Source organism: Myxococcus sp. MxC21-1, assembly GCF_032612255.1.
Lineage (GTDB): Bacteria > Myxococcota > Myxococcia > Myxococcales > Myxococcaceae > Myxococcus > Myxococcus virescens.
The window spans coordinates 6,930,179-6,952,224 of sequence record NZ_CP123278.1; the positions used below are offsets into that span (position 1 = coordinate 6,930,179).

The following is a 22,046-nucleotide window of genomic DNA, read 5'->3' on the forward strand; positions in this document are numbered from 1 at the left end:
CCGCCTCCTCTCGCTCCACCCACAGGGGAGCTGGCGCGCCCGCCCCCTTCGCGGGAAGCGGGCCTTCGGCTAACGGCAGCGCGGCTGCCGCTTGAGGGAAACGCTCGCGGTGGCCGGCTCATTGCCTGGCGCTGCGTCCGGGACGTCGACCTCGGCCTCGTTGTGGCACTTCAGCTTCAGGGTGAGCTGCCGCGCGCTGGGTGGCACCTGCACGACGGCGGGCGTGGTGGCGCCCATGTCCTTGCCGTCCACGAAGATGGTGGCACCGGCCGGCTTGGACTCCACCTTCACCGACACCCGCGTCACCAATGGCTCCAGCTTGAGCGACACCTCCACCGGTCCACCGCCGGACACCGGCACCCGCTTGGACGCGGGCTTGTGGCCAGGCGCACTCACCTCCACCACCCACTCCGACCCGCTGAAGGGCACGTCCTTGATGTAGGCCGCCGACTTGCCCTGCTCGCGCACCACCCGGCCATCCACCTTCACCTCGGCCGTGGCGGGCTCCGTCGTGAGCACCAACGCCGAGGTGCGCACCAGGCTCTCCAGCACCGCCTGCACGGGCGTGACGTCCTTCCCCTCGGCGACCTCCACCGTCTTCGTGAAGGTGTTGTAGCCCTCCGCGCTCACCACCACCATGACCTTGCCGGCGGGCACCTCGCGCAGGAGCGTCGCGCTGCCACCCTCCAGGGGCACCAGCTGCGTGTCCAGGCGCACCTGCACGCGGTTGCGGACCTCCGAGGGCACGCCCTGCAGGTCCACCAGCACGTAGCCCACACCGGGCCCCGACACCGCCCAGCCGATCAGCGCCAGCACGAGCACGGCGACCCCGCCGATGCCGCCGAAGAGCACCTTCCTGGGAATGGGCGCTCGGCCGCCCACGGTCGGCGTCGCGCCGGTGGTCCGCTCCGGGGCGTCCCCGTCGTCTTCATCGTCATACGCGGGGGCCACCGGCGCGGGCTGAGCCACGGGGGCCGGTGGCGACAACGGGCGGGCCGCGGCCTGCGAGGCGTCGGGCACCTGCACATCCCGCGTCATCCGCGGCAGGCCCCCACTCCGGCTCGTCCGGGGCGTGGACCCCGAGGCGGGCGGCGGCGCGTCCGAGGGCGACAGCGTGGGCACGGACATGGACGGCCGCACCACCGGGATGTTCGCGTGCGACAGCCGCGGCGGGCCGACGGGAGGCGACAGGGGCGCGGGCGGCGAAATGACCGCCGTCCTGCCGCTGACGGGCTCGTCGTCCGCGTCGTGACCCGGCGTCGACGGCAACTCCAGCGGGGTGATGGCACGCCCGACGGCGGCCCCCGGCTGCGTGGTGGGCTCTGGCGTGTCCGCGAACTCGTGGTCGCTGGAGACGAGCTGCGTCGCCCCGCCCTCGTCCTCGTCGGGAGGGGGCGCGGCGGTGGCGGCCGTCAGCTTCGGCAGCGCGGCCAGCGTGGGCGAGCGGCGCACGCCACCTGGAGGCACCGTCGGCATGGAGCCCGTCATCCGGGGCTGCGGCGCCACCGGCTGCACCACCGGCACGGGCGCCGGCGGCGGCGCGGAGGGCATGATGGGGCTGTTGAAGGACGCAGCTTCCAGCGCGGCCTGCATGCCTTCAGGCGGCTTGATGTCCGCATAGTCCAGCAGGCGCTGCTTCTCCCGCTCCACGTCCTCCGCGAACGTGGACTTCATGTACTGCGCCAGGTCCTTGCGGCTGAAGATGGTGTCGCTGGTGATGAGGAAGCGCTGCAGGTCGTCGCCCAGCTCGCTGGCGTACTGGTAGCGCTCGTCCACGTCCTTGGCCAACGCCTTGAGGACGATTCGCTCCAGCGTCTCCGGGATGCGCCGGTTGTACGTGCTGGGCGACGGCACCTCCGCCTTGCGCACCTTCTCCAGCACGCTGAAGTCGCTGTCGCCCACGAAGAGGCGCTCACCGGTCAGCATCTCGTAGAGGCACACGCCAATGGCGAACACGTCCGAGCGCCGGTCCAACGGCAGGCCGCGGATCTGCTCCGGGCTCATGTAGCCGAACTTGCCCTTGAGGATGCCGGCCTGCGTCTTGGTCGCCTTGCCGGCCGCCTTCGCGATGCCGAAGTCGATGACCTTGACCTCGCCCTCATAGGAGATGAGGACGTTCTGCGGCGAGATGTCGCGGTGGACGATGTTCATGTCCCGCCCCATCCCGTCCTTCTTCCGGTGGGCGTAGTCCAGGCCCTCGCACATCTTGGACACGCAGAAGGCCACCAGCGGCACCGGAGCGGGCTCCCCCTTCTTCCGGCACCGGTCGAAGATGGCCCGCATGTCCTTGCCGGGGATGTACTCCATCGAGATGAAGTAGCTGCCGAGGATGTTGCCCAGCTCGTAGATGGACGCGACGTTGGCGTGGGTCAGCTGGACGCTGATCTTCGCCTCGTCGATGAACATCGAGATGAACTCGTCGTCCTCCGCGATGTTGGGGAGGATGCGCTTGATGGCGACGAGCCGCTCAAAGCCGCTCGCGCCGAACTGCTTCCCGCGCCACACCTCCGCCATGCCGCCAATGTTGATGCGGTCCAGAAGGAGGTACTTCCCAAACGGGATGGGCTGCCGCTTCGGTTGAGTGGTCGTCACGTGGGGGAGGGTCCGTTCTCGGCGAGCCTATCGACCGGGGCTCCAAGGGGTCAACCTCGTGAAAGCCCCGCCCAAACTGACCAGGCAGGCAGGCGGTGGATCAGGGCCCGGCCCGAGGAGAACCCGCGTCCGTGTCACCAGCGGGTGACGGTGGGGCAGCAAGGCTGTCGCGGAATGCGGCTCCTGGCTCCGCCTCATCGGGTGGAATGGGGCGAACCAGCAGGAAGCGCGGCTCGCCCGCGACGGACACGACGGCCGGCGGCCCGAAGCGCTCCTCCGCGGGGAGGCCCACCATCGTCACCCAGGCGCCCTGCCGCTCTGGCGCCACGCAGTAGAGAATCGTCCCGGCACGCACGCCGGGCGCATCTCGCACGGGCCCCTCGCAGTCCTTTCTGACCTGGAGGGTGTACGCCGGGAGTGACTCCCCTCGCACGAGGTACGGTGGCCGGCCCAGTTCCTCCAGCAGGGACTGGAGGAGGCGCGGGTCATCCGGTACCTCCAGCGCGGAGGTCCGTTCCTGCGCCGATTGGTGGAAGCGCTGGAGCGCCATGGACGCGATGTCCGTGGACGTCAGCGGCGTGCGGCTCTCCGACAGCACCAGGTCCACGAAGAGCGCGCCCACCAGGACGATGGGCAGCAGCCGGTAGCCCTTGAAGCCCTCCTCCTTGCGCTGGAGCAGGCCCACGACGAACGCGAGCGCGGCCACCGCGGCCACGGCCAGCACCACGGCGGGCCGCTCCAGGGAGGGCACCGTCATGAAGGCGGACACGTCCGCGGTGCGGGCGCGCACGGCGTCGGAGAGGTCGCCTCCGTAAATCCAGGCGAGGGCCATCAAGCTCAGCGCATTGCCAAGCAGCGTCTTGCGAGAAGGAAGTGTCATCCGGCGAGCGTGCGTGCGGGGTCGGTGGCGGCGGCGCGGCGGCTGGGGAAGTACGCGCCCGCGAGCGCGGCGACGAGCCCCAGGGCGACACCTCCGGCCACCACCGGCCAGGGGAAGGAGAAGAAACTGTCGGGCTTGAAGGGGAAGTTGGGCAGGTAACCCGCCGCCAGGCGGTTGACGCCCAGGGCCAGCAGCAGCGCGGCGATGGTTCCCGCGGCGCCGCCCGCGAGCCCCACCACGGCGGCCTCCGCCAGGACGATGGCGCGGATGTCCGCGCGAGAGGCCCCCACCGCCTGCATGACGCCAATCTCCTTGGCACGCGCCCGGACGGAGGCGGACAGCGCGTGGGCGATGTTCACCGCCGCGAGGATGCAGATGAGCAGGGACAGCAGCGCCAGCGCGGACGTGGTGAGCGCCACCGCAGCGCCCGAGTTCTCCGCCATCCGGCGCTCCTGGTCGTCGATTTCCAGCCCCATGCCCTTCACCGCGTCCACGATGACGGGCACCTGCGACGGGTCCGTGGCCACCAGCGTGACACCGGAGTAGTTCTCCGCGTCCACGCCGAACGCGCGGTTGAGGCGGATGGCCGCATCCAGCGGAATGGTGATGCCGGCCAGCAGCGCCCGGTCCGACGCCCCCACCACCTGCGCCTGCCCGGACTGCGTGGGCCCCGACGCGGACGCCGCGGCCACGTAGGAGCGGTTGAACTCCACCGGGAAACCGAAGCCCACCAGCATGTTGGCGGAGAGCTGGGGCAGCTTGCGCGCCGGAGCGAACGTCTTGTTGTACAGCTCCAGGAGCCGCGTGGACACGAGCGCCGGAATCGGCTGCCCCTCCCCGCGTCCTTGAACTCGCCCAGCTGCACGTCGCCCTGCACCAGCGCCGGCTCCACGCCCAGGGCCAGCACCTCCATGCCCATGCGCAGCCGGGTGCCGAAGAAGACGCCGTCGTAGCGCGTCACCGCGGGCACGCGCACGTTCATCTTCCGGTAGGCGGCCTCCACGCCGGGCAGCTCGCGCAGGCGCTCCACCGTGGGCGCGTCCAGTTGGCCACCGCCCAGCAGCGAGCCCAGCGACACCGCCGGAGGCACCACGTCCACCAGCCGCGCGTCCGTGGGGAAGACCTTCTCCTTGATGACGCGGCCAACGCCCAGGCCCAGGCCCACGAAGAACACCAGCGCGCCCACGCCCATGGCCACGCCGAAGGCGGAGAAGAACGCCCCCTTGCGCTCGCGGGCGAGGCTCAGCCGGACCAGCCGGGACAGTGCGTCCAGCCTCATGGCGCACCTCCCGTGGCCACCTGAAGCCCCGCGCGCTCCTCCACGAGCTGCCCGTCCTTGAGCCGCAGCACGCGCCCGGCCGCCGCGCTCATCCGTTCTTCATGGGTGACGCACAGCACGGTGAGTCCTTCGCGGTGCAGCTCCTGGAACAAGGCGATGACGCCCGTGCCCGTGGCCGCGTCCAGGTTGCCCGTGGGCTCGTCGCACAGCAGCAGGCGGGGCTTGCCGAACAGGGCGCGGGCAATGGCCACGCGCTGCCGCTCGCCGCCGGACAGGCGCACCGGCGCGCGGTCCTTCTTCGCGCCCAGGCCCACGCGCTCCAGCAGCGCCTCCGCGCGCTTGCGGGCATCCGGGGGCGCCACGCCGAAGTGCGACGGCAACAGCACGTTCTCCACCGCGGAGAGGTTGGGGATGAGGTGGAAGGACTGGAAGACGAAGCCCACATGTGTGTTGCGGAAGTGCGCCAGGGCCTTGTCGCCCAGTCCTCGCAGCGTCACGCCGCCCACGCGGATGTCGCCGCGGTAGTCGATGTCCAGGCCCCCCAGCAGGTGGAGCAGCGTGGACTTCCCGCTGCCGGACGAGCCCACCACCGCGACGAACTCCCCTTGCGCCACGTCCAGCGACATGCCGTCGAGCACGCGCACCTGGGTGCCGTCGCCGTCCACGTACGTCTTCACGACGTCCCGGGCTTGAATCACGGCGCGGCCGACGGGCTAGAGGTGGCGGCGGAGGGCGCCAGGCGCAGGGACAGCTCCGCCTGGAGCGCCTTGTCCTTGCGGGACACGGCCAGCGTCACGGCGCGCAGGTCATCCACGGCCTCCAGCCAGCGCACGGTGGTGGCCTTGATGGCGAAGCCGCCAATGCCCCAGGCCTCCGACGGCAGGTTCTTCACCGCGTCCGACAGACGCCGCAAATCCAGCACGGCGCTGAAGGCCGCGTCCTTGCCAGCGTCCTTCAGGTCCGCGGCCACCGGCCCGTCGCCCGAGGGCTTCGCGAGCGAGGCCAGCGTGGACTCCAGCCGCGCCTTGGGCGAGGCCACCACCAGCCGGCCGTTGGGCGCGAGCGCGAAGTGCGCGCCTTCGCCCGCGCGGTAGGACGTGAGGTACACGCGCTGGCCGCTCAGCTCCGACGCCTCCACCCTCGCGCCGAAGTTCTCCGCGATGCGCGGCAGTTGCTCCAGCGTGGACTGCATCTTCGCAGCGTCCTCGGCGTCCGCGAGCGCCACCAGGTGGACGAAGCGGAAGGGGTTGGTGCGGCGCAAATCCAGCACCGGCATGCCCGCGCCCAGATTCACGGTGGGCGACAGTGACAGGCCCAGCACCGTGCCCGGCTTGAGGTTGTCGAGCAGCTCCGTTTTCACGTTGAGGCCGCTGTTCTGCACCGCCCGGGTCAGGTAGCCGCCGGCCAGATAGGGCCACACGCCGTCGAGGTGCGACGCGTCCCCGCGGAACCGGGCCACCAGGAAGCTGTCGGCGGGCAGCGCGGTGAGGAGCGTGCTCGCGGCGGGCGCCACCGCATCCAGCGCCGCCAGGGACGCCTGGGTATCCGGCCAGGGCGCGTCCGCGTTCAGCGTCACCGCGCGGTCCTCGATGCGGCCCGTGAGCGTGACGCCCTGGACGGTGCCCGGCGGCACGAGCCCGGCGCCGCCTGGGAGCCAGACGTGGAAGTCACGCTGGGCCGGGAGCCGTTGCAGCGACGCCGCCATCACCGGCTCCTTCGCGAGCGACCGCTCCTCCGGCTGCGTGGCCAGCGTCCCCAACGTGGCGGCGGTGGGCCCCGCGCCGAGCAGCGCGAAGCGCGTCCCCTTCACGAAGAAGATGCCCAGCGCGGGCGTGGCGCTGCCGGGCCGGCTGAAGGTGACCAGGTCCCCACCGTCCACGGAGGACTGCTTCTTGTCGGACGCGCCCAGGCGGCTGCGCGCGAAGTTGCCGAACGTCTCCTCGAGCTTGCCCGCGTCCTTGACGCCCACCACGGAGATGGCTCGGTGCCCCCGAGGAACGCCGCGCCCGCGCCGAGCTCTGGCGCGATGCCGGCCGTTTCGAGCGCCTGCCGGCTGCGCAGGTCCACGCCAATCTGGCGCATCACCGCGGAGACGTAGCCTTCCGCGGTGGAGAAGTTCTGGAGCTGCGCGGCGAACGAGGCGGCCTTCAGCTTCTGGAAGCGGGCGAGCTTCTCTCCCAGCGCTCCCAGGTCATTGATGACCACGGCGGCCTGCGCGTCGCGCGGCAGGTAGCGGGCCACCCCCGCCGTCGGAGCCGGGGCGGCGGGGTCCACGTCCTTGCCACAACGGGAGCAGCCCGCGACGGCGAGCACGAGGAGGAGGGACGGAAGCCAGACTCGGCGGAGCATGCGGGCACCTCAGGCTGCCTGGGGCGGAGAGTCAACCGATTCGTGGGGGCCCCCAGCGCCAGTCCAGGAGCCCGGAGGCTGGGCAGGCGACGGCCAGGAGACGGCCCCCGGCCGTGGAGCTTCAACGCACCCGGCTGCCGTGGGGCAGCGGGCCCCGCGTCTCCTCGGAGAACTCGAGGAACTGCTCCATCTGCCGCACGGATTCCTCGGTGGCCTCCGCCTCCGCGCTCAGCATGGTGAGCTGGCGGTTGACGACCTCCGGGTCGCGGATGGCCACGGATTGCTCGTGCGTCAGCCGCATCAGGTCCTCGATGCCCGCCAGCTGGTGGCTCACCACCTCGCGGCTCTCACCGGCCTGTTCGAAGCGCGCCAGCCGCTTGCGGAGGATGTCCACGCGGTTCTGCTTCACGTCCTTCAGCCGCGGGTTCGTCTCCCCCGCCACGTCCACCTCCAGCTCCGCCACCTCGCGCTGCAGGTGCTCGCGGTCGGAGCTGTTCAGGTACGTGCGGTACTGGTTCAGCGTGGAGATGAGCCGCAGGAAGGACGTCAGCAGCGCATCCAACCGGGGCTCGCTGTCCGCCTCCAGCACCTTGCCGCCCGGCAGCTTCCGGTAGTTGGCGAGGATCTTCTCCTTCAGCCCGACGAGCTGCTGGTAGTGCTCGCGCTGAGAGGGCGCCAGGTCCGCCTGGAGCGCGTCCAGCGCCTTGCGCGCCGCTTCCGGGTCGTCGAGCGTGTTCGCCCGCACCGCCCGCTGGAAGCGCTTCATGGACGACATGACGCCCAGGTAGAGGCCTTCCAGACCCAGGGCCACCAGCATGGGCAGCGGCTCACCCGTCATGGCCGCCGAGGCAGCCGCCGTGCCCAGCCCCACCAGGTTGGCGGGCATCATGAAGGCGGCCTTGATGTAGTTCGGCGACTTCGCCACGTCCGTCCTCCAGCGTCAGGGGCCGCGAGCCTCCGACACGTACTTCAAGGCCCCCAAATCCTTCGTGTCCTCCGCGGGAGGCACCGGAGGCCCTTGCTTCAACTTCTGGAAGAGCGCCGCGGCGCTCTGGAAGAGCTCGTCATAGGTGACAGGCGCCTCGCCGGAAAGCCCGAAGAAGGCCCGATTGTCCGCCAACGTGGCAGGCGGCGCGCTGCGGATGGCTTCAATGGGGTCGCCCAGGTACGGCGCCACCTCCCCCAGCATCCGGGCCCCCGCCGTCGGGTCCTTCAACACGCTCTGCCCCGCGTCCAGGAGCCCCCGCAGCACCCGCCGCACGGCATCCGGGTAGCGGGCGGCGAAGTCCCCCTGGCGACCAGCACCGTGGCCACCGGTGCGGCGCATCCGCCGTCGTCGCCAGCACCGCGCCGCCTCGGTCCCGAGCCGCCAGCTCCACGTCACCCCACAGCCCCACCACGGCGTCCGCCCGGCCCTCGCGCAACGCCCGCCCCGCATCCAAGGTGGTGGGGAGCTCCACCCAGCGCACGTCCGTGATGCGCAGCCCCACGCGCGACAGCAACCACAGCGCGAAGTAGTGCGACGAGCCGTACGGGTACACGCCCAATCGCCTGCCACGCAGGGAGGCGAGGTCCGGCACGCCCACCGCGGCCAGGGCCTCCTGCCCCCGGCTGCGCCCCACCAGCAGCAGCGTGCGAGGCGCGGCGTCCCGCAGCAACGGCGCCCACGCGGCCAGCCGGTCGACGGACAGGGTGGCCATGTCCACGCCGCCGTTCTCCGCGCCAATGGACAGCGCGTGGCGCAGGTCCTCTTCCTTGGCGAAGAGCACCGCCCGCGCGTCCAACGCATAGGCCGTCTTCAGCAGCCCCTGCGCCGCGCCGGGCGGAGGCACCGGGTTGTCCAGGGTGGTGGCCCCACCCGTCGCCACCAGCAGGCCCGCGGAGGCACCGCGCGGGCTGAAGCCGATGAGCACCGGCCGCAGGGGCACGGAGGCCACGTCCGCCACCGGGGCCGCCACGCCGGCCGGGAAGTCTCCCGGCGACAGGCGGACCGCCTCACGCGTGGACGGGAAGTACCGCTCCTGCAAGCGGTCCAGGTACCCCATGCGCGACGCGAGCGCATAGCTCGCGCCGAGCACACAGAGGAACAGGAAGAGGAAGAGACCTGGACCGCGGTGGAGCCTCATTCAAGACGGACTACTCGACGCCGACCTTCTTGCCGATGGTCTTCTCCGGCCCGCTGCCCACCTCGGACACCGGCGCCGGGCTGCTGACGAGCCCCATCTCCATCTTGAACTGCTTCACCAGCTCGTTGGCCTGGATCTTCTCGGCCTCTTCCTCGATGGACGCCGCGGTGTGGTCCACCGACTCGAGGGCCATCTGCATGCGGGCCTCGTTGATGGCGGACTTCTCCTGCACCTTGCGCAGCATCTCATCGTGGGTCGAGTCGATGCCCGCCACGGTGAAGGACTCCATCGTGTCGGCCACCTTGGCCTGCCACTTGGCGCGGCGCGCCTCGCGGATGGCGTTCATGGCCTCCTGCGTCTTGCGCTCCTTCTCGCGCATGAACGCCTTCTTCACCGACAGGGCCTTCTCGTACGCCTGGCGGGCCGTGGCCAGCTGCTGCTCGTTGCGGGCCAGCGCGTCCTTCTCAATCTGGAGCTTGGAGGCGTACTGCGCGGCCAGGTCGTCACGGCCCGCCTGGATGGCGGCCTTCACCTTGGCCGTCAGCGAGCGCACGTCGTCCTGGTACTTGGCGTTCTCCTTCTCCAGCAGCGTCACGTTCGCCCGGACCATGGCGATGGACTCGTTCATCTTCGGGACCTGGTCGTTCAGGTCACGGACGTTCTGCTCGAGAATCAACTCCGGGTCCTCGATGGAGGAGACGAAGAACCCGGCGAAGCTACGCATTGCTCTCTTGAATCGTTGCCACATATCGGCGGTCTACCTCCGTCCAGACCTACTTGCAGCCACCTTACACGATCCCCGGGGCGAGCAAGCAGACACAGTCCCAATGTCTTCTCAGTACTTACGCGCTTCTACCTAAGGCGATTGCGGCGTTTCCAAAAGCGTGACGTGACGGATCCACGTCGGAAAATGGAGCCCGCCCGCGCTACGCCCGCCCGTCCGTCCGCTTCCGCACGATAGGCAGCGGGGCTTGCAAGCCACGAAGGAAGCAGGGAAAAACCACGCCCCGTGACGTCTCCACCTCCCGTGCCCGGCCCGCTCGAAGAGACGATGTCCCGGGCCATGGACGCCCAGCGGAGGAGCGTCGTCGGCGCGGGCGCGGCGGTGCGGCTCGTCGGCGCGGCCCTGTTCCTGGCCATCAGCACCACCCTGTGGCTGGCCGGAGGCCGGGACTGGGGGATGTACCCACCGGCGTTGGGGCTCTACGCCTCGGTCGCCGGCGTGCTGTTCATGCTCCGCCAGCGGCGCGTGGCCCGGGGCCTGGGCGCGGTGCAGTCCCTGGTGGACGTGGGGCTCGTGTACTGGCTTCAGTCCACGGCCCTGCCCGTCTCGCCCTTTCCCGCGGGTGTGGCGGGCTTCAGCCTGGGCCTGTTCGCGCTCGTCGTCGCCCTGAGCGGGCTGGGCATGCGAGGCACCGTCGTCTACGGCACCGCACTGTTGTCCGCCGTGGCCCAGGCGGCGCTCATGCGGCAGGCGGACGTGGGCTGGGGCGCGGTGGCCATCGCCGTGGTGGCGCTGGTGCTGGTGGCCGTGGTGAGCCACTACGGCACCGGGCGGCTGCGCAACCTGGCGGTGACGCTCTCCCGCCTGGAAGTGGACCGGGCGCTGGAGGCCCGCCGCTTCCAGGAAGTGGAGGAGGCGCGCCGCACGATTGAGCGCATGCTGGCGGACGCCCAGGCCCAGAACGCCGAACTGCAGCGGCTGCAACGGGACAAGGAGCAGCTGACCGAGTTCCTGGTCCACGACCTGCGCTCGCCCCTGTCGGCGCTGACGCTGTCCTTGTCGTGGATGGAGCAGGAGGTGCCCCAGCAGGGCATCCTCGGCGAGTCCGTCCGCACAGGGCTGGCCGTCACCGCGCGGCTGGACCGGATGATTTCCGACCTCCTGGACGTGCCCCGCCTGGAGGAAGGCCGGCTGGAGCCGCAGCGGACCACCTTCCCCGCCACGCGCATCGTGGAAGACGTGCGCCGCTCCCTGGAGAGCGTGGCCCGCGCGCGCAAGCTCACCCTGGACGCGGAGGTCCCCGTCCAACTGGAGCTGGAGGGCGACGCCGACCTGCTGGTCCGCGTCCTGGAGAACCTCACCACCAATGCCCTGCGCTACGCCCCGTCGGGCGGGAGGGTGCGCCTGGAAGCCGGCGCGGATGTGAACGGCCGCTGGCTCGCGGTGCGCAACGACGGCCCGCCCATCTCCGAAGAGGCGCGCAGGCGCATCTTCGACAAGTACGAGCAGGCCGACGCGGAGCGGGACAGCCGCCGAGGCTACGGCCTGGGGCTCTACTTCTGCCGGCTCGCCGCGGAGGCCCACGGCGGGCGGTTGGCGGTGGAGGACGCGCCCGGCTGGTCCACGTCCTTCGTGCTGCGGCTGCCGGCCTGAGCCTCAGCCGCTGCGCGCCTTCTTCTGGCGGCGCTTGAGGATGCGCGCCACCTGCGCGTTCGCGTTCGCCAGGACGGAGGGCGCGTCCAACGTGGTGAGCACCCCATCACGCAGCACCGGCTGGCCGTCGATGAAGACGTGCGCCACGTCGCTGCCCCGCGCGGAGTGCACCAGCGGCACCAGCACGTCCTCCGGCGTGGGGCCCGCATGCAGGCCGCTGACGTCCACCACGGTGATGTCGGCGCGCTTGCCGGGCTCCAGCGAGCCCACCTCGTCCTCCAGGCCCAGCGCCCGGGCGCCGTGCAGCGTGGCCATCTCCAGCACGCGCATGGGCGTCATCGCGCACGGCCCCACGCGCGGGTTGTGCATCACCGCGGCGAGCTTCATCTCGTAGAAGATGTCGAGCGTGTTGTTGCAGGGCGCGCCGTCCGCGCCCAGCGCCACCGCCACGCCGGCCTCCAGCAGCTCCGGCACCTTGGCGATGCCCGACGCCAGCTTGAGGTTGGAGCCGGGGCAGTGGCACACCACCGTGCGGGTGTCGCGCAGGATGTCCTGCTCCTCCTGGGACAGCCACACGCAGTGGGCCATCGTCACGTGCGGGCCGGACATCCCCACCGTGTGGAAGAAGGCCACGTTGTCCTCGCCGCCGGTGTACTGGCGGACCGCGTCCGTCTCCTTCGCGTTCTCACTGGCGTGAGTGTGGATGCGCAGCCCGTGCTCCTTGGCCAGCCGCGCCACCTCGCGCAGCAGCTCCGGGGTGCAGGACAGCACGAAGCGCGGGGCGAAGGCGTAGCGCAGCCGGCCGCCGTGCGTGCCGTGCCAGCGCTCCTTCAACGCCAGGCTCTCCCGCAGCGACTCCTCGGTGCTTTCGCGCAGGCCCGCGGGGACGCCCGCACCCGCGTCCATCATCGCCTTGCCGCCCACCAGCCGGAAGCCGGAGTCCCGCGCCGACTCGAAGACGGCGTCGTAGTGGTACACGCTGCCCATATCGAGCGCCGCCGTGGCGCCCGAGCGGATGAGCTCCGCGAAGGTCAGGTCCGCCGAGGCCCGCATGGACGCGGCGTCGTGCGAGGCCTCGAAGGGCCAGATGCGCTCGCGGAGCCAGTCCAGCAACTCCAGCCCGTCCGCGCGGCCACGGAAGAGCGTCTGACAAGCGTGGAGGTGGCCGTGGATGAGGCCCGGCAGCACCACCTTTCCCGTCACGTCCACCACCCGCCGGGTGCCGCGAGGCTTGAGGCCCCGGCCCACCTTGGCAATGCGACCATCCTGGACGAGGACGTCCGCATCCACGAGCACCTCGCGCTCGCGGTTCATCGTTACAACCGTGCCACCAGTCAGGAGCAAATCCACGGCGTGCTCAGGCTCTCTCGCTAGAAGAAGTCTTTGGTGAAGGCATGCGGCAGCAGGCCTCCCAGGGTGTAGCGCGCCTCGCCGCCCTGAGGCGTCCGGCTGCGCACGGGCAGCTCCTGCCCGCCAAACTCGGCCATGACCTGGCGGCACATGCCACACGGAGGACAGGGCTCGGGGGTGTCCACGACGATGGCCACGGCCACCGGCTGGGTGTGCCCCTGCGCCACGGCCGCCGCGAAGGCATTGCGCTCCGCGCAGACGGTGAGCCCGTAGGTGGCGTTCTCCACGTTGCAGCCGGCCACCACGGCGCCGTCCGCAAAGAGGACGGCGGCCCCTACGGGGAACCGCGAATAGGGCACGTGGGCGCGCGCTCGCACGCGCGCGGCTTCCTCGAACAGGCGCTCCCAGGGAATCTCGTCCGCCATGACGCCCTCCTACACGAAGCTGGCTTGAAGTCCGTTACGAGCGGGCCGTGCCGCTCTGCACATCATCCAGGTGGCGCGCGATGGCCAGCTCGGACTCCACCGGCAGGTCCACGAAGCGGACCCGCGCCGCCGGACCGTTGGCGCCCGGCGCGGCCTGGAGCACCTCGCCCTTCGCTTCCACCTCATCGGGAAGGATGGGCAGCCGGAAGCGCACTTCCACGCGCGTCCCCTGCTCCCAACCGGAGCCCTGCCAGGCGCAGCCGCCCAGGGACAGGTCTCCCTCATGCTGCTCGAAGTCCCCCGAGCTGCCTTCCCGGCGCACCTTCAGGCGCATGGGGACCCGGGGCGAATCCCGTCGGTCCTCGGCCTTGTCGCTCATCGAGTCGTTCCTCTCGGCCATCGCCGTTACCTCCCTGCCGCTCATGCTCGCGCCACCGCCCGTCATTGGAAACCCACGTGGGTCCTGGCCCGCGAGCCCATACCGTAGACGCGTGCCGCCGTCTCGTCCGAGGCGACGTTCCCCCCTCCGACAACCCGCCCCGCCTTGTCACGACGCCCCGTCACCCGTCCATCATACGGGGGAACACCGGCCCGCGAGGCTGGGAAAAATTGGGGCCCCCATCGTTCCAGGCGGGGCCATCTGGCGGATTGCCGGCGCCCCCCGCCCGGTGCTGGCCCCGTGAGACCTGGGGTCGCGCTCAGGCTGGGACCCCCTGATCCCGGGACGCCCACCAGTCCTCGCCGTAGCTGATGCAGAGCTGCTCGCCGGGGTGGATGTCCCGCAGCGCGTGGTAGCAGAAGACGTCCCGGGTCGCCTCGCGGTGATAGGACGTGTTGGGCTCTCGGGCGTGGTTGTAGATCATCCCGTACCCCAGCACGAGCGCCACCCACTCCCCCTCGCGGGGCACCTCGTGCTTCGCCCATTGGAGCAGGAAGACGTAGTCCTGGAGCTGGGGGTTCTGCGAGAGGGCGCGCGGCAGCTTGAGGTAGTGGCATTCCTCGATGAGGTCGCCCGCCTTGATGAAGGCGTCCGTGAAGACGCCGTAGCCCCACTCGCACGGACGGACCTTCACGCCCGGATGGATGTACAGCGCCGCGCCCTGGTTCATGGCCCCCTGCCCCGCATGGCTCAGGGCAGAAGGATGGCGCCTTCCCGGTGCGGGGTGAAGCCACAAGTTGCCGCCATGCCCCCGGTGCCGGGGCGGGTCCGGACCACCTCTGTGCGGCGGTGCGTCAGGCCGCTAGAGTGCGCGTCCGAAGTTCCTCCCCGCCCGCCCCCCACACGTCCCAACGCGCGTTGCGTGCGCGGCGGCCTGCCCTTGCCCTGACAACACCATGCTGACCGAATCCGCCGTTCCCGAAACAGCCCCCGTCTGCCCTGACCATGATGGCGAACCGTCCACGGGGACGTGTGAGCGGTGCGGCCGATTCCTCTGTAAGCAATGCGCCCAACCGCAGGTGGGCGTCTGCGTCCCGTGTCATGCGAGGCAGCTCCAGTCGCTGCCTCACACGACAGGCCGGGCGAAGTGGACGCTGGGTGGCCTCTACACCGGCGTCGCGGTGGCCGCGCTCACAGGGCTTCTCCATGTCTGGCTCTATCTGGGCCTGGAGGGCGGCTTCACGCCCTCGCAGGAGAACGCGGAGACCTTCGACGCCCTGAATGCCCAGCTCGTCCTGGCCAGCTCCATCGTGAGCATCGTCACCGCCATCAGCTTCCTCCGGTGGCAGTACCTGAGCGTGAAAGTCGCCCGGGCCACCGGCGTCAGTACCGAGGAGCCCCGCTGGGCCATGGTGGTCTGGTTCATCCCCATCTACAACCTGGTCAAGCCGTATGCGGTCATGCGCGACCTGTGGCTGAACCTGGGGGGCGCCCCTGCCCGGAAGGTCCTGCTGCTGGGGTGGTGGGCCGCCTGGCTCATCAGCAATGGAACGAGCAACGCCAGCGCGTCGATGTTCAACATGATTGAGAGCATCCCGAAGATCATCCCCGTCCTGCTCATCGCCGGGATGATCGCGGAGGCCCTCAATGTCCTGGCGGCGGTGCTCTGCATCCGCGTCATCAAGGACATCGAGTCGATGCTCGTGAGCCGCCGCGCGGGCCTGGACGCCATCATCGCCCGAGCGGACGCGCGCACCAGCGCCTGAAAACACGAAGCCCCACGCCATGCCACGGCATTGGCGGGGGCTCCCAAGTCACCACCCGGCTCGGCGCCCTACTCCACCCGCTCGCGGATGAGCGGCCGGGCCACGGGGGCCACGTCGCCGAACCGGTACGCGGCCAAGAGGCGCGCCTTCACGTTCTCCAACGGGGCCGCGTCGTTGTAATGGACGCGCACCAAGGGCTCGCCCTGCTTCACGGACTCGCCCGACTTCTTCAGCAGCGTGAAGCCCACGGCCGGGTCGATCTTGCTGTCCGTCCGCTGCCGGCCCGCGCCCAGCGCCACCGCCGCCGGCCCACGCCCTCCGTGTCGATGCCGGTGACGAAGCCGTCCCGGGGCGCCACCACGTCCACGGTGGCCTTCGCCTGGGGCAGCAGGGAGTAGTCGTCGATGGAGCGCGGGTCTCCGCCCTGCACCTGGACAATCTCCTTCAGCTTGCGCACCGCGCTGCCGTCCTCCACCACCTTGCGCAGCTTCTCGCGCGCCTCCTCCACCGTGGCGGCCTTCTTGCCCAGCACCAGCATCTCCGCCGTGAGGGCATACGTCACCTCGGTGTAGTCCTCCGGCGCGTTGCCGCGGAGCATGTCCACCGCCTCGATGACCTCCAGCGCGTTGCCCACCTTGCGGCCCAGCGGCTGGTCCATGTCGGAGAGCAGGGCCACGACCTTCTTCCCCATCTCCGCGCCCAGGCCAATCATCGTCTTCGCCAGCGTGCGCGCGTCCTCGTCGCGCTTCATGAAGGCGCCACTGCCCACCTTCACGTCCAGCACCAGCGCGTCGATGCCCTCCGCCAGCTTCTTGCTCATGATGGAGGACGCGATCAGCGGGATGCAGTCCACCGTCGCCGTCACGTCCCGCAGCGCATAGAGCTTCTTGTCCGCCGGGGCCACCTGCGCCGTCTGGCCAATCAGGCAGCAGTTCACCTCGCGCACCAGCCGCCGGTACTCCGACGTCGGCAGGTTGACGTTGAAGCCGGGGATGGACTCCAGCTTGTCCAGCGTCCCACCCGTGTGCCCCAGGCCCCGGCCCGAAATCATGGGCACCGGGACTCCGCACGCGGCGGCCAGCGGCGCCAGGCTGAGGGAGACCTTGTCACCCACCCCGCCCGTCGAATGCTTGTCCACCTTCACACCCGGCGTGTCGGACAGGTCCAGCACCTCACCGGACTCCAGCATGGCGCGGGCCCAGGCGCCCAGCTCCCGGGAGTCCATGCCCCGGAAGAAGATGGCCATGCACATGGCCGCCATCTGGTAGTCCGCCACCGTCCCCGCCGTATACGCCTCGATGAACGCACGGATGTCCGCCGGTTCCAGCCGGCCGCCATCCCGCTTGGCCTTGATGAGTTCGTAGGGTTGCACGAGGCGAGCCCATAGCAGGAACCCCCCCTTCATGCACTCCGGGAAAGGGCGGGCATCTGGTAGATAGACGCCTCATGATGCTCCGCCTCCACGTCCTTGCCCTCACCGCCCTCCTGTGCGCGTGTTCCAAGCAGAAGGAAGAAGCGCCCCCCTCCGGCGCCCAACCCCCCGCCGCTGGGAAGACGGAAAAGAAGGCCCTCCCCGTGGGGCTCGTCATCGACGTGGGCGGGCGCGGAGACCACTCCTTCAATGACGCGGCGCTCCGCGGCCTGGAACTGTGGGCCGCGGGCAAGCGCTACGAGGGCGGCAAGTATGTGGACGCCACCCCCGATGAGGTCCGCCAGTCCCTGCCGCCCCACCTGAGCGCGGACGCCGCCAGCTTCAAGGCGCTGGCCATCCAGCCCATCGTCCTGCAGAGCAAGGCCCAGGAGGACTACGTCCCCAATCTCCAGCTCCTGGTGGACCAGGGCGCCCGGCTCACCGTGGGCAATGGCTACATGCTGGCCAACGCGGTGCGCACCTCCGCCCAGGAAAACCCAAAGGCCCAGTTCCTGCTCATCGACAGTCAGGTGCTGGACGCGCAGGGCAAGGCCATGAAGCTGCCCAACGTGCGCACCGTCCTCTTCAAGGAGCAGGAGGGCAGCTTCCTCGTGGGCGCGCTGGCCGGGCTGGTGACGAAGACGAACAAGGTGGGCTTCGTGGGCGGCATCGAGGTCCCCCTCATCCAGCGCTTCGAGGTGGGCTACCGCGCGGGCGTGAAGACGACCAACGCCCAGGCATCCCAGGCGCTCATGTCCGTCTACACGGGCAGCTTCAACAACATGGCCGCCGGCAAGCAGGTGGCGCAGGACCTCATCTCCAAGGGCGCGGACGTCCTCTTCCACGCCGCGGGCGCGGACGGCATCGGTGTCATCCAGGCGGTGAAGGAAGCGCGCGCCGCGGGCAAGAGCGTGTACGCCATTGGCGTGGACTCCGACCAGTCGCACGTGGCGCCGGACGCCATCCTCACGTCGATGATGAAGTACTCCGACCTGGCCGTGTATCAGGCGGCGAAGGACCTGGTGGACGGCACGTTCTCCGCGGGTGAGCAGGTGCTCGGCCTCAAAGAGAACGGCGTGGGCATGGCGGAGGTGCGGGTGGACTTCCCCGGCAAGGCGGAGGCGCTCCAGAAGGTGGAGGCCCTGCGTCAGCGCATCATCTCCGGGACGCTCCAGGTCCCTGCCGTCCCGGCGGACCTCGCCTCCTTCCAGGCTGCCGCCCCCTGATTTCCCTCCAGAACATCCACAAGGCCTTCGGCACGTGCGTCTCGCTGGCGGACGCGTCGCTGGACGTGCGCCGTGGCGAGCTGCTCGCCGTGGTGGGCGAGAATGGCGCGGGCAAGTCCAGCCTGATGAACGTCCTCTACGGGCTCTACCAGCCGGACGCGGGCGTGCTGTCGCTGGACGGCCAGCCCGTGCGCTTCAAGAGCCCCCGGGACGCGATTGCGCGGGGCATTGGCATGGTGCACCAGCACTTCATGCTCGTGCCCACGCTGTCGGTGGCGGAGAACGTGGTGCTGGGCCGCGAGCCCACCCGCAACGGACTGCTGGACCTGGAGCGCGCGGTGCAGGAGGTGTCCGCCACCTGCGCCCGCTTCGGCTTCCAATTGGAGCCCCGGGCGCGGGTGGACACGCTCAGCGTGGGCTCGCAGCAGAAGGTGGAGATCGTCAAGGCGCTGCACCGCGGCGCCCAGGTGCTCATCCTCGACGAGCCCACCGCCGTCCTCACGCCGCAGGAATCCGACGAGCTGGCCCGGGTCATGCGCGGACTGGTCGCGCAGGGCCACACCGTGGTGCTCATCAGCCACAAGCTGAAGGAGGTGCTCGGCGTGGCGGACCGCATCGCCGTCATGCGCCGGGGCCGCTGCGTGGCGGAGGTCCGCGCCGCCGACACCACGGCCGAACAGCTCGCCGCGCTCATGGTGGGTGAAGGACAGCGCGCTCCGGCCGCCACTTCCACCCCGGCCGTGTCCCAGGCCCCCGGCGAGTCGCTGCTGGACGTACGAGGGCTCCAGGCCACCGGCGACAACGGGCGCCCTGCCCTGCGCGGCGTGGACCTGGAGGTGCGCGCGGGTGAAATCGTCGGCATCGCGGGCGTGGACGGCAACGGACAGCGCGAGCTGGCGGAGGTCCTCACCGGCCTGCGCCCGCTGACGTCTGGGGGCGGCGCGCTCCTGGGAGGCCCCTTGAGCGGCCTCACGCCGGCCCAGGCGCGGACGCGCGGCGTGGGACACATCCCCGAGGACCGGCTCCACCGCGCGGTGGTGAAGGCGCTCAGCGTGGAGGAGAACGTGGCCCTGGGCCGGCACACGCGGCCGCCCTTCGCGAAGGGCCCGTGGATTGATTTCAAGGGCCGCCGCGAGCGCACGCGCGAGCTGACCGTGGCCTACGACGTGCGGCCTCCCGACCCGGAGGTCGCCCTGCGGGCCCTGTCCGGGGGCAATCAGCAGAAGGTGGTGGTAGCGCGCGAGCTGGATGCGCGGCCCCGGTTGCTGGTGGTGGTGCAACCCACGCGCGGGCTGGACGTTGGCGCGGTGGCGCAGGTCCACGCGAAGCTGCGCGAGGCGCGCGACCAGGGCACGGGCGTGCTGCTGGTGTCACTCGATTTGGAAGAGGTGCTGGCCCTGTCGGACCGCGTCTATGTCTTCTTCGAAGGCCGTGTGACGGGCCACTTCCTCCGTCACGAGTTCGATGAACGCGAGCTGGGACGGCGCATGCTGGGGACCACGGAGCCGGGCCATGCCTGAGCGCGTGAGACAGATGCTGCCGTCGGTGCTCTCCGTGCTGCTGGCGCTGGGCGTGTGCTGGGCGCTCATCGCGCTCACCATGGAGCCGGGCACCGCGACGGATGCCTATCTGCAGATGCTGTGGGGTGGCATCGGCAACTGGCCCGCGTACCTGGACGGCGCCGCGGCCACCGTCATCACCCGCCCGCTGGGCGAGTCCGCGATGAAGGCCGCGATTCTCACCCTCACCGGCCTGTCCGTGGCGGTGGCGTTCAAGGTGGGCCTGTTCAACATCGGCGCGCAGGGGCAGATGCTGCTGGGCGCGCTGGCCGCCGCGGTGGTGGGCGCCCAGGTGTCACTGCCCGGCGTGCTGCACGTGCCCGCGGCCCTGCTGGGCGCGGCGCTCGCGGGCGCGGCGTGGGCGGGCATCGCCGGGCTGCTGCGCATCTACCGGGGCGTGCACGAGGTCATCTCCACCATCATGCTCAACTGGGTGGCGCTGAGCCTGGTGGACAACTGGCTGGTGGTGGGCCCGCTGCGCGGCGCGGCCGAAGGCGGCCAGTCCATCACCGGCACCGCCGAAATCCAGGCCACCGCGGTGCTGCCCCGGCTGCTGGGGGAAGGCTCGCGGCTCAACCTGGGCTTCCCGCTGGCGCTCGCCGCGGCGCTGGCGGTGTGGGTGTGGCTGACGCGCACGCGCTCCGGCTTCGAGACGCGCGCGGTGGGCCTGGGCGCCGAGGCCGCGCGCGCCGCGGGCATCCCCGTGGCCCGGCGCATGGGCCGGCCATGGCGCTCGCGGGGGCCATGGCGGGGCTGGCGGGCGCGGTGCTGGTGCTGGGGACGGAGGGGCGCTACCCCGGCACACTGGGCGCGCCCTACGGGTTCGACGGCATCGCCATCGCGCTCATCGGCAACAACCACCCGCTGGGCGCCACCGTCTCCGCGCTCTTCTTCGGCGTGCTGCGCGCGGGCGGAACGCGCATGCAGCTGCTCGGCGTGCACAAGAGCTTCCCCGAGCTCATCCAGGGCCTCGCGCTGCTCTTCGTCGCCGGGCGCATGGTGTGGCTGGCGCTGCTGCGCCGGCGGAACGTGGCGCCCGCGGCGTCGGCGGAGGTGCCCCGTGCTTGATGTCCTCCACTCGCTGCTGTTCTCCACCTTGGACGCGGCGCCAGCGCTCATCTTCGCCGCCCTGGGCGCGGTGCTCTCCGAGCGCGCGGGCGTGATTGCCGTGGGCATGGAGGGGATGATGCGCGTGGGCGCCTTCTGCGCGGCGGTGGCGGCGCTGACGATGCCCACGCCCCTGGCCGTCGTCATGGGCATGCTCGCGGGCGCGGCCCTGGCCGGCGTGCATGGATTCTTGAGCATCCGCTGGCGCTCGGACCAGGTGGTGTCCGGCATCGCCCTCAACCTGGTGGCCCTGGCCGGCGGCACCTTCCTGCTGGAGTCGCTCTACGGCCCCAACGGCACCCCGCCCATCCAGCAGCTCACCCGCTGGAACATCCCCGGGCTCGGCTCCGTGCCGGTGCTGGGCGCGCTGTCCGGGCACTCGGCGCCCACGTACCTGGCGCTGCTGCTGCCCTTCGCCTTCCAGGGCCTGCTGACCCGCACGCCCCTGGGCCTGCGGCTGCGCGCGGTGGGCGACAAGCCCCAGGCCGTGGCGACGCTGGGCCTGTCGGTACCGGGGCTGCGCTGGGGCGCGGTGCTGGGCAGCGGGCTGCTGGCGGGCCTGGGCGGCGCGGTGCTGTCCACCGCCGTGCTGGACCGCTTCGAGCAGCACACCCCCGCGGGCCTGGGCTTCATGGCCCTGGCCGCCATGGTGTTCGGCCGGTGGACGCCCGTGGGCGCCTTCCTCGCCGCCACCTTCTTCGCCTTCGGTAACGCGCTGCGCATCGGCCTGGTGTCGAGCGCCCCCGGACTGGTCGAGCTGATCCCCCAAGGCGTCCTCCTGGCCCTCCCCTATCTGCTCACCTTGGTGGTGCTGACCCTCCAGGGCCAACGCAGCAGCGCCCCCGCCGCGCTCGGCACGCCGTACGAGCAAGAGTCGCGCTGACACTTCGCGCGCAAGGAGGTCATTTCGCACCCGGGTGAAAACCGATTTCGGGTCAGGAGCGACCTCGTCTTTCGTTGGCCGGATTCCAGTTGAGCTAACTTTCTCCAGTGTCGCAACGATTCAACCCCCTGACGTTACAGGGCTTCCACCGTTGGTGGTGCAATGGGCGGCTCCGACGCGCCAGGACGAAGCGCGGCATGAGCCTCGCATAGACACAGCGCGGTATCGGATCACGTACCGGACTGGACGCAGGTGCCCGGAGGAGCTCCATCCAGGGCGAGAGGGGTCCGTAGGACGGCCTGGAACACCCGGGTGAAGCTCACCTGGTCACCATGTA

General features: G+C 70.8%; 14 protein-coding genes and 5 pseudogenes. 6 read left to right on the plus strand and 13 right to left on the minus strand.

The window, feature by feature from the left end:
- Positions 1 to 69 precede the first annotated feature (69 nt).
- The 8 genes and pseudogenes from QEG98_RS30805 to QEG98_RS30840 all read right to left on the minus strand — a co-directional run bounded on the left by QEG98_RS30805 (position 70) and on the right by QEG98_RS30840 (position 9,974).
- Positions 70 to 2,592 (minus strand): protein kinase domain-containing protein, encoded by a 2,523-nt coding sequence (locus QEG98_RS30805; protein WP_316563844.1) that lies wholly within the window; start codon positions 2,590 to 2,592, stop codon positions 70 to 72.
- Positions 2,593 to 2,692: 100 nt separating this feature from the next.
- Positions 2,693 to 3,472, minus strand: coding sequence for a hypothetical protein (locus QEG98_RS30810; protein WP_090490262.1), 780 nt, complete (start codon positions 3,470 to 3,472; stop codon positions 2,693 to 2,695).
- Positions 3,469 to 4,751: pseudogene (locus QEG98_RS30815) on the minus strand (ABC transporter permease). Before QEG98_RS30815 ends, QEG98_RS30810 begins: the two are co-directional and overlap by 4 nt.
- Positions 4,748 to 5,449, minus strand: coding sequence for an ABC transporter ATP-binding protein (locus QEG98_RS30820; protein WP_316563845.1), 702 nt, complete (start codon positions 5,447 to 5,449; stop codon positions 4,748 to 4,750). Before QEG98_RS30820 ends, QEG98_RS30815 begins: the two are co-directional and overlap by 4 nt.
- Positions 5,446 to 7,100, minus strand: a pseudogene (locus tag QEG98_RS30825) (hypothetical protein). Before QEG98_RS30825 ends, QEG98_RS30820 begins: the two are co-directional and overlap by 4 nt.
- A gap of 121 nt (positions 7,101 to 7,221) precedes the next feature.
- Entirely contained in the window at positions 7,222 to 8,025 is an 804-nt protein-coding gene (locus QEG98_RS30830; RefSeq protein WP_011555653.1) for a hypothetical protein, read from the minus strand.
- Between the two features lie 15 nt (positions 8,026 to 8,040).
- Positions 8,041 to 9,226, minus strand: a pseudogene (locus QEG98_RS30835) (ABC transporter substrate-binding protein).
- Positions 9,227 to 9,236: 10 nt separating this feature from the next.
- A complete protein-coding gene (locus QEG98_RS30840) occupies positions 9,237 to 9,974 on the minus strand; it encodes a PspA/IM30 family protein (RefSeq protein WP_011555655.1) in 738 nt (245 codons plus the stop codon).
- 261 nt (positions 9,975 to 10,235) lie between these two features.
- On the opposite strand from QEG98_RS30840, the gene QEG98_RS30845 reads away from it, so the two are divergent.
- Positions 10,236 to 11,603 (plus strand): HAMP domain-containing sensor histidine kinase, encoded by a 1,368-nt coding sequence (locus QEG98_RS30845; RefSeq protein ID WP_316563846.1) that lies wholly within the window; start codon positions 10,236 to 10,238, stop codon positions 11,601 to 11,603.
- A 3-nt stretch (positions 11,604 to 11,606) separates the two neighbouring features.
- On the opposite strand, the gene QEG98_RS30850 is transcribed toward QEG98_RS30845, so the two are convergent.
- From QEG98_RS30850 to QEG98_RS30865, 4 genes are all read right to left on the minus strand, one after another.
- Positions 11,607 to 12,953: a 5'-deoxyadenosine deaminase gene (locus QEG98_RS30850; protein ID WP_141254986.1), complete on the minus strand. Its 1,347-nt coding sequence runs from the start codon at positions 12,951 to 12,953 to the stop codon at positions 11,607 to 11,609.
- A gap of 20 nt (positions 12,954 to 12,973) precedes the next feature.
- Positions 12,974 to 13,378 carry a cytidine deaminase gene (locus QEG98_RS30855; RefSeq protein WP_011555658.1) on the minus strand — a complete coding sequence of 135 codons (405 nt, stop codon included), beginning with the start codon at positions 13,376 to 13,378 and terminating at the stop codon, positions 12,974 to 12,976.
- Between the two features lie 34 nt (positions 13,379 to 13,412).
- On the minus strand, positions 13,413 to 13,778 hold the full coding sequence (locus QEG98_RS30860) for a TIGR02266 family protein (RefSeq protein WP_228560323.1): 366 nt from the start codon (positions 13,776 to 13,778) through the stop codon (positions 13,413 to 13,415).
- A 298-nt stretch (positions 13,779 to 14,076) separates the two neighbouring features.
- A complete protein-coding gene (locus QEG98_RS30865; protein WP_090490269.1) occupies positions 14,077 to 14,487 on the minus strand; it encodes an SET domain-containing protein-lysine N-methyltransferase in 411 nt (136 codons plus the stop codon).
- 349 nt (positions 14,488 to 14,836) lie between these two features.
- Between QEG98_RS30865 and QEG98_RS30870 the strand changes: the two genes are divergently transcribed.
- Positions 14,837 to 15,523 (plus strand): DUF4328 domain-containing protein, encoded by a 687-nt coding sequence (locus QEG98_RS30870; RefSeq protein ID WP_316563847.1) that lies wholly within the window; start codon positions 14,837 to 14,839, stop codon positions 15,521 to 15,523.
- A gap of 68 nt (positions 15,524 to 15,591) precedes the next feature.
- Here the strand turns inward: QEG98_RS30870 and QEG98_RS30875 are convergent.
- Positions 15,592 to 16,895 (minus strand): annotated as a pseudogene (locus QEG98_RS30875) (thymidine phosphorylase).
- Between the two features lie 74 nt (positions 16,896 to 16,969).
- Between QEG98_RS30875 and QEG98_RS30880 the strand changes: the two are divergent.
- The 4 genes and pseudogenes from QEG98_RS30880 (at position 16,970) to QEG98_RS30895 (ending at position 21,709) form a co-directional block, all read left to right on the plus strand.
- Positions 16,970 to 18,160, plus strand: a complete 1,191-nt coding sequence (locus QEG98_RS30880) for a BMP family protein (RefSeq protein WP_141621745.1) — start codon at positions 16,970 to 16,972, stop codon at positions 18,158 to 18,160.
- 65 nt (positions 18,161 to 18,225) lie between these two features.
- Positions 18,226 to 19,680 carry an ABC transporter ATP-binding protein gene (locus QEG98_RS30885; RefSeq protein ID WP_316563848.1) on the plus strand — a complete coding sequence of 485 codons (1,455 nt, stop codon included), beginning with the start codon at positions 18,226 to 18,228 and terminating at the stop codon, positions 19,678 to 19,680.
- A pseudogene (locus QEG98_RS30890) lies at positions 19,673 to 20,787 on the plus strand (ABC transporter permease). Before QEG98_RS30885 ends, QEG98_RS30890 begins: the two are co-directional and overlap by 8 nt.
- Positions 20,780 to 21,709 (plus strand): ABC transporter permease, encoded by a 930-nt coding sequence (locus QEG98_RS30895; RefSeq protein WP_090490275.1) that lies wholly within the window; start codon positions 20,780 to 20,782, stop codon positions 21,707 to 21,709. The pseudogene QEG98_RS30890 and the gene QEG98_RS30895 overlap by 8 nt, the downstream one beginning before the upstream one ends.
- The last annotated feature ends 337 nt before the right edge of the window (positions 21,710 to 22,046 follow it).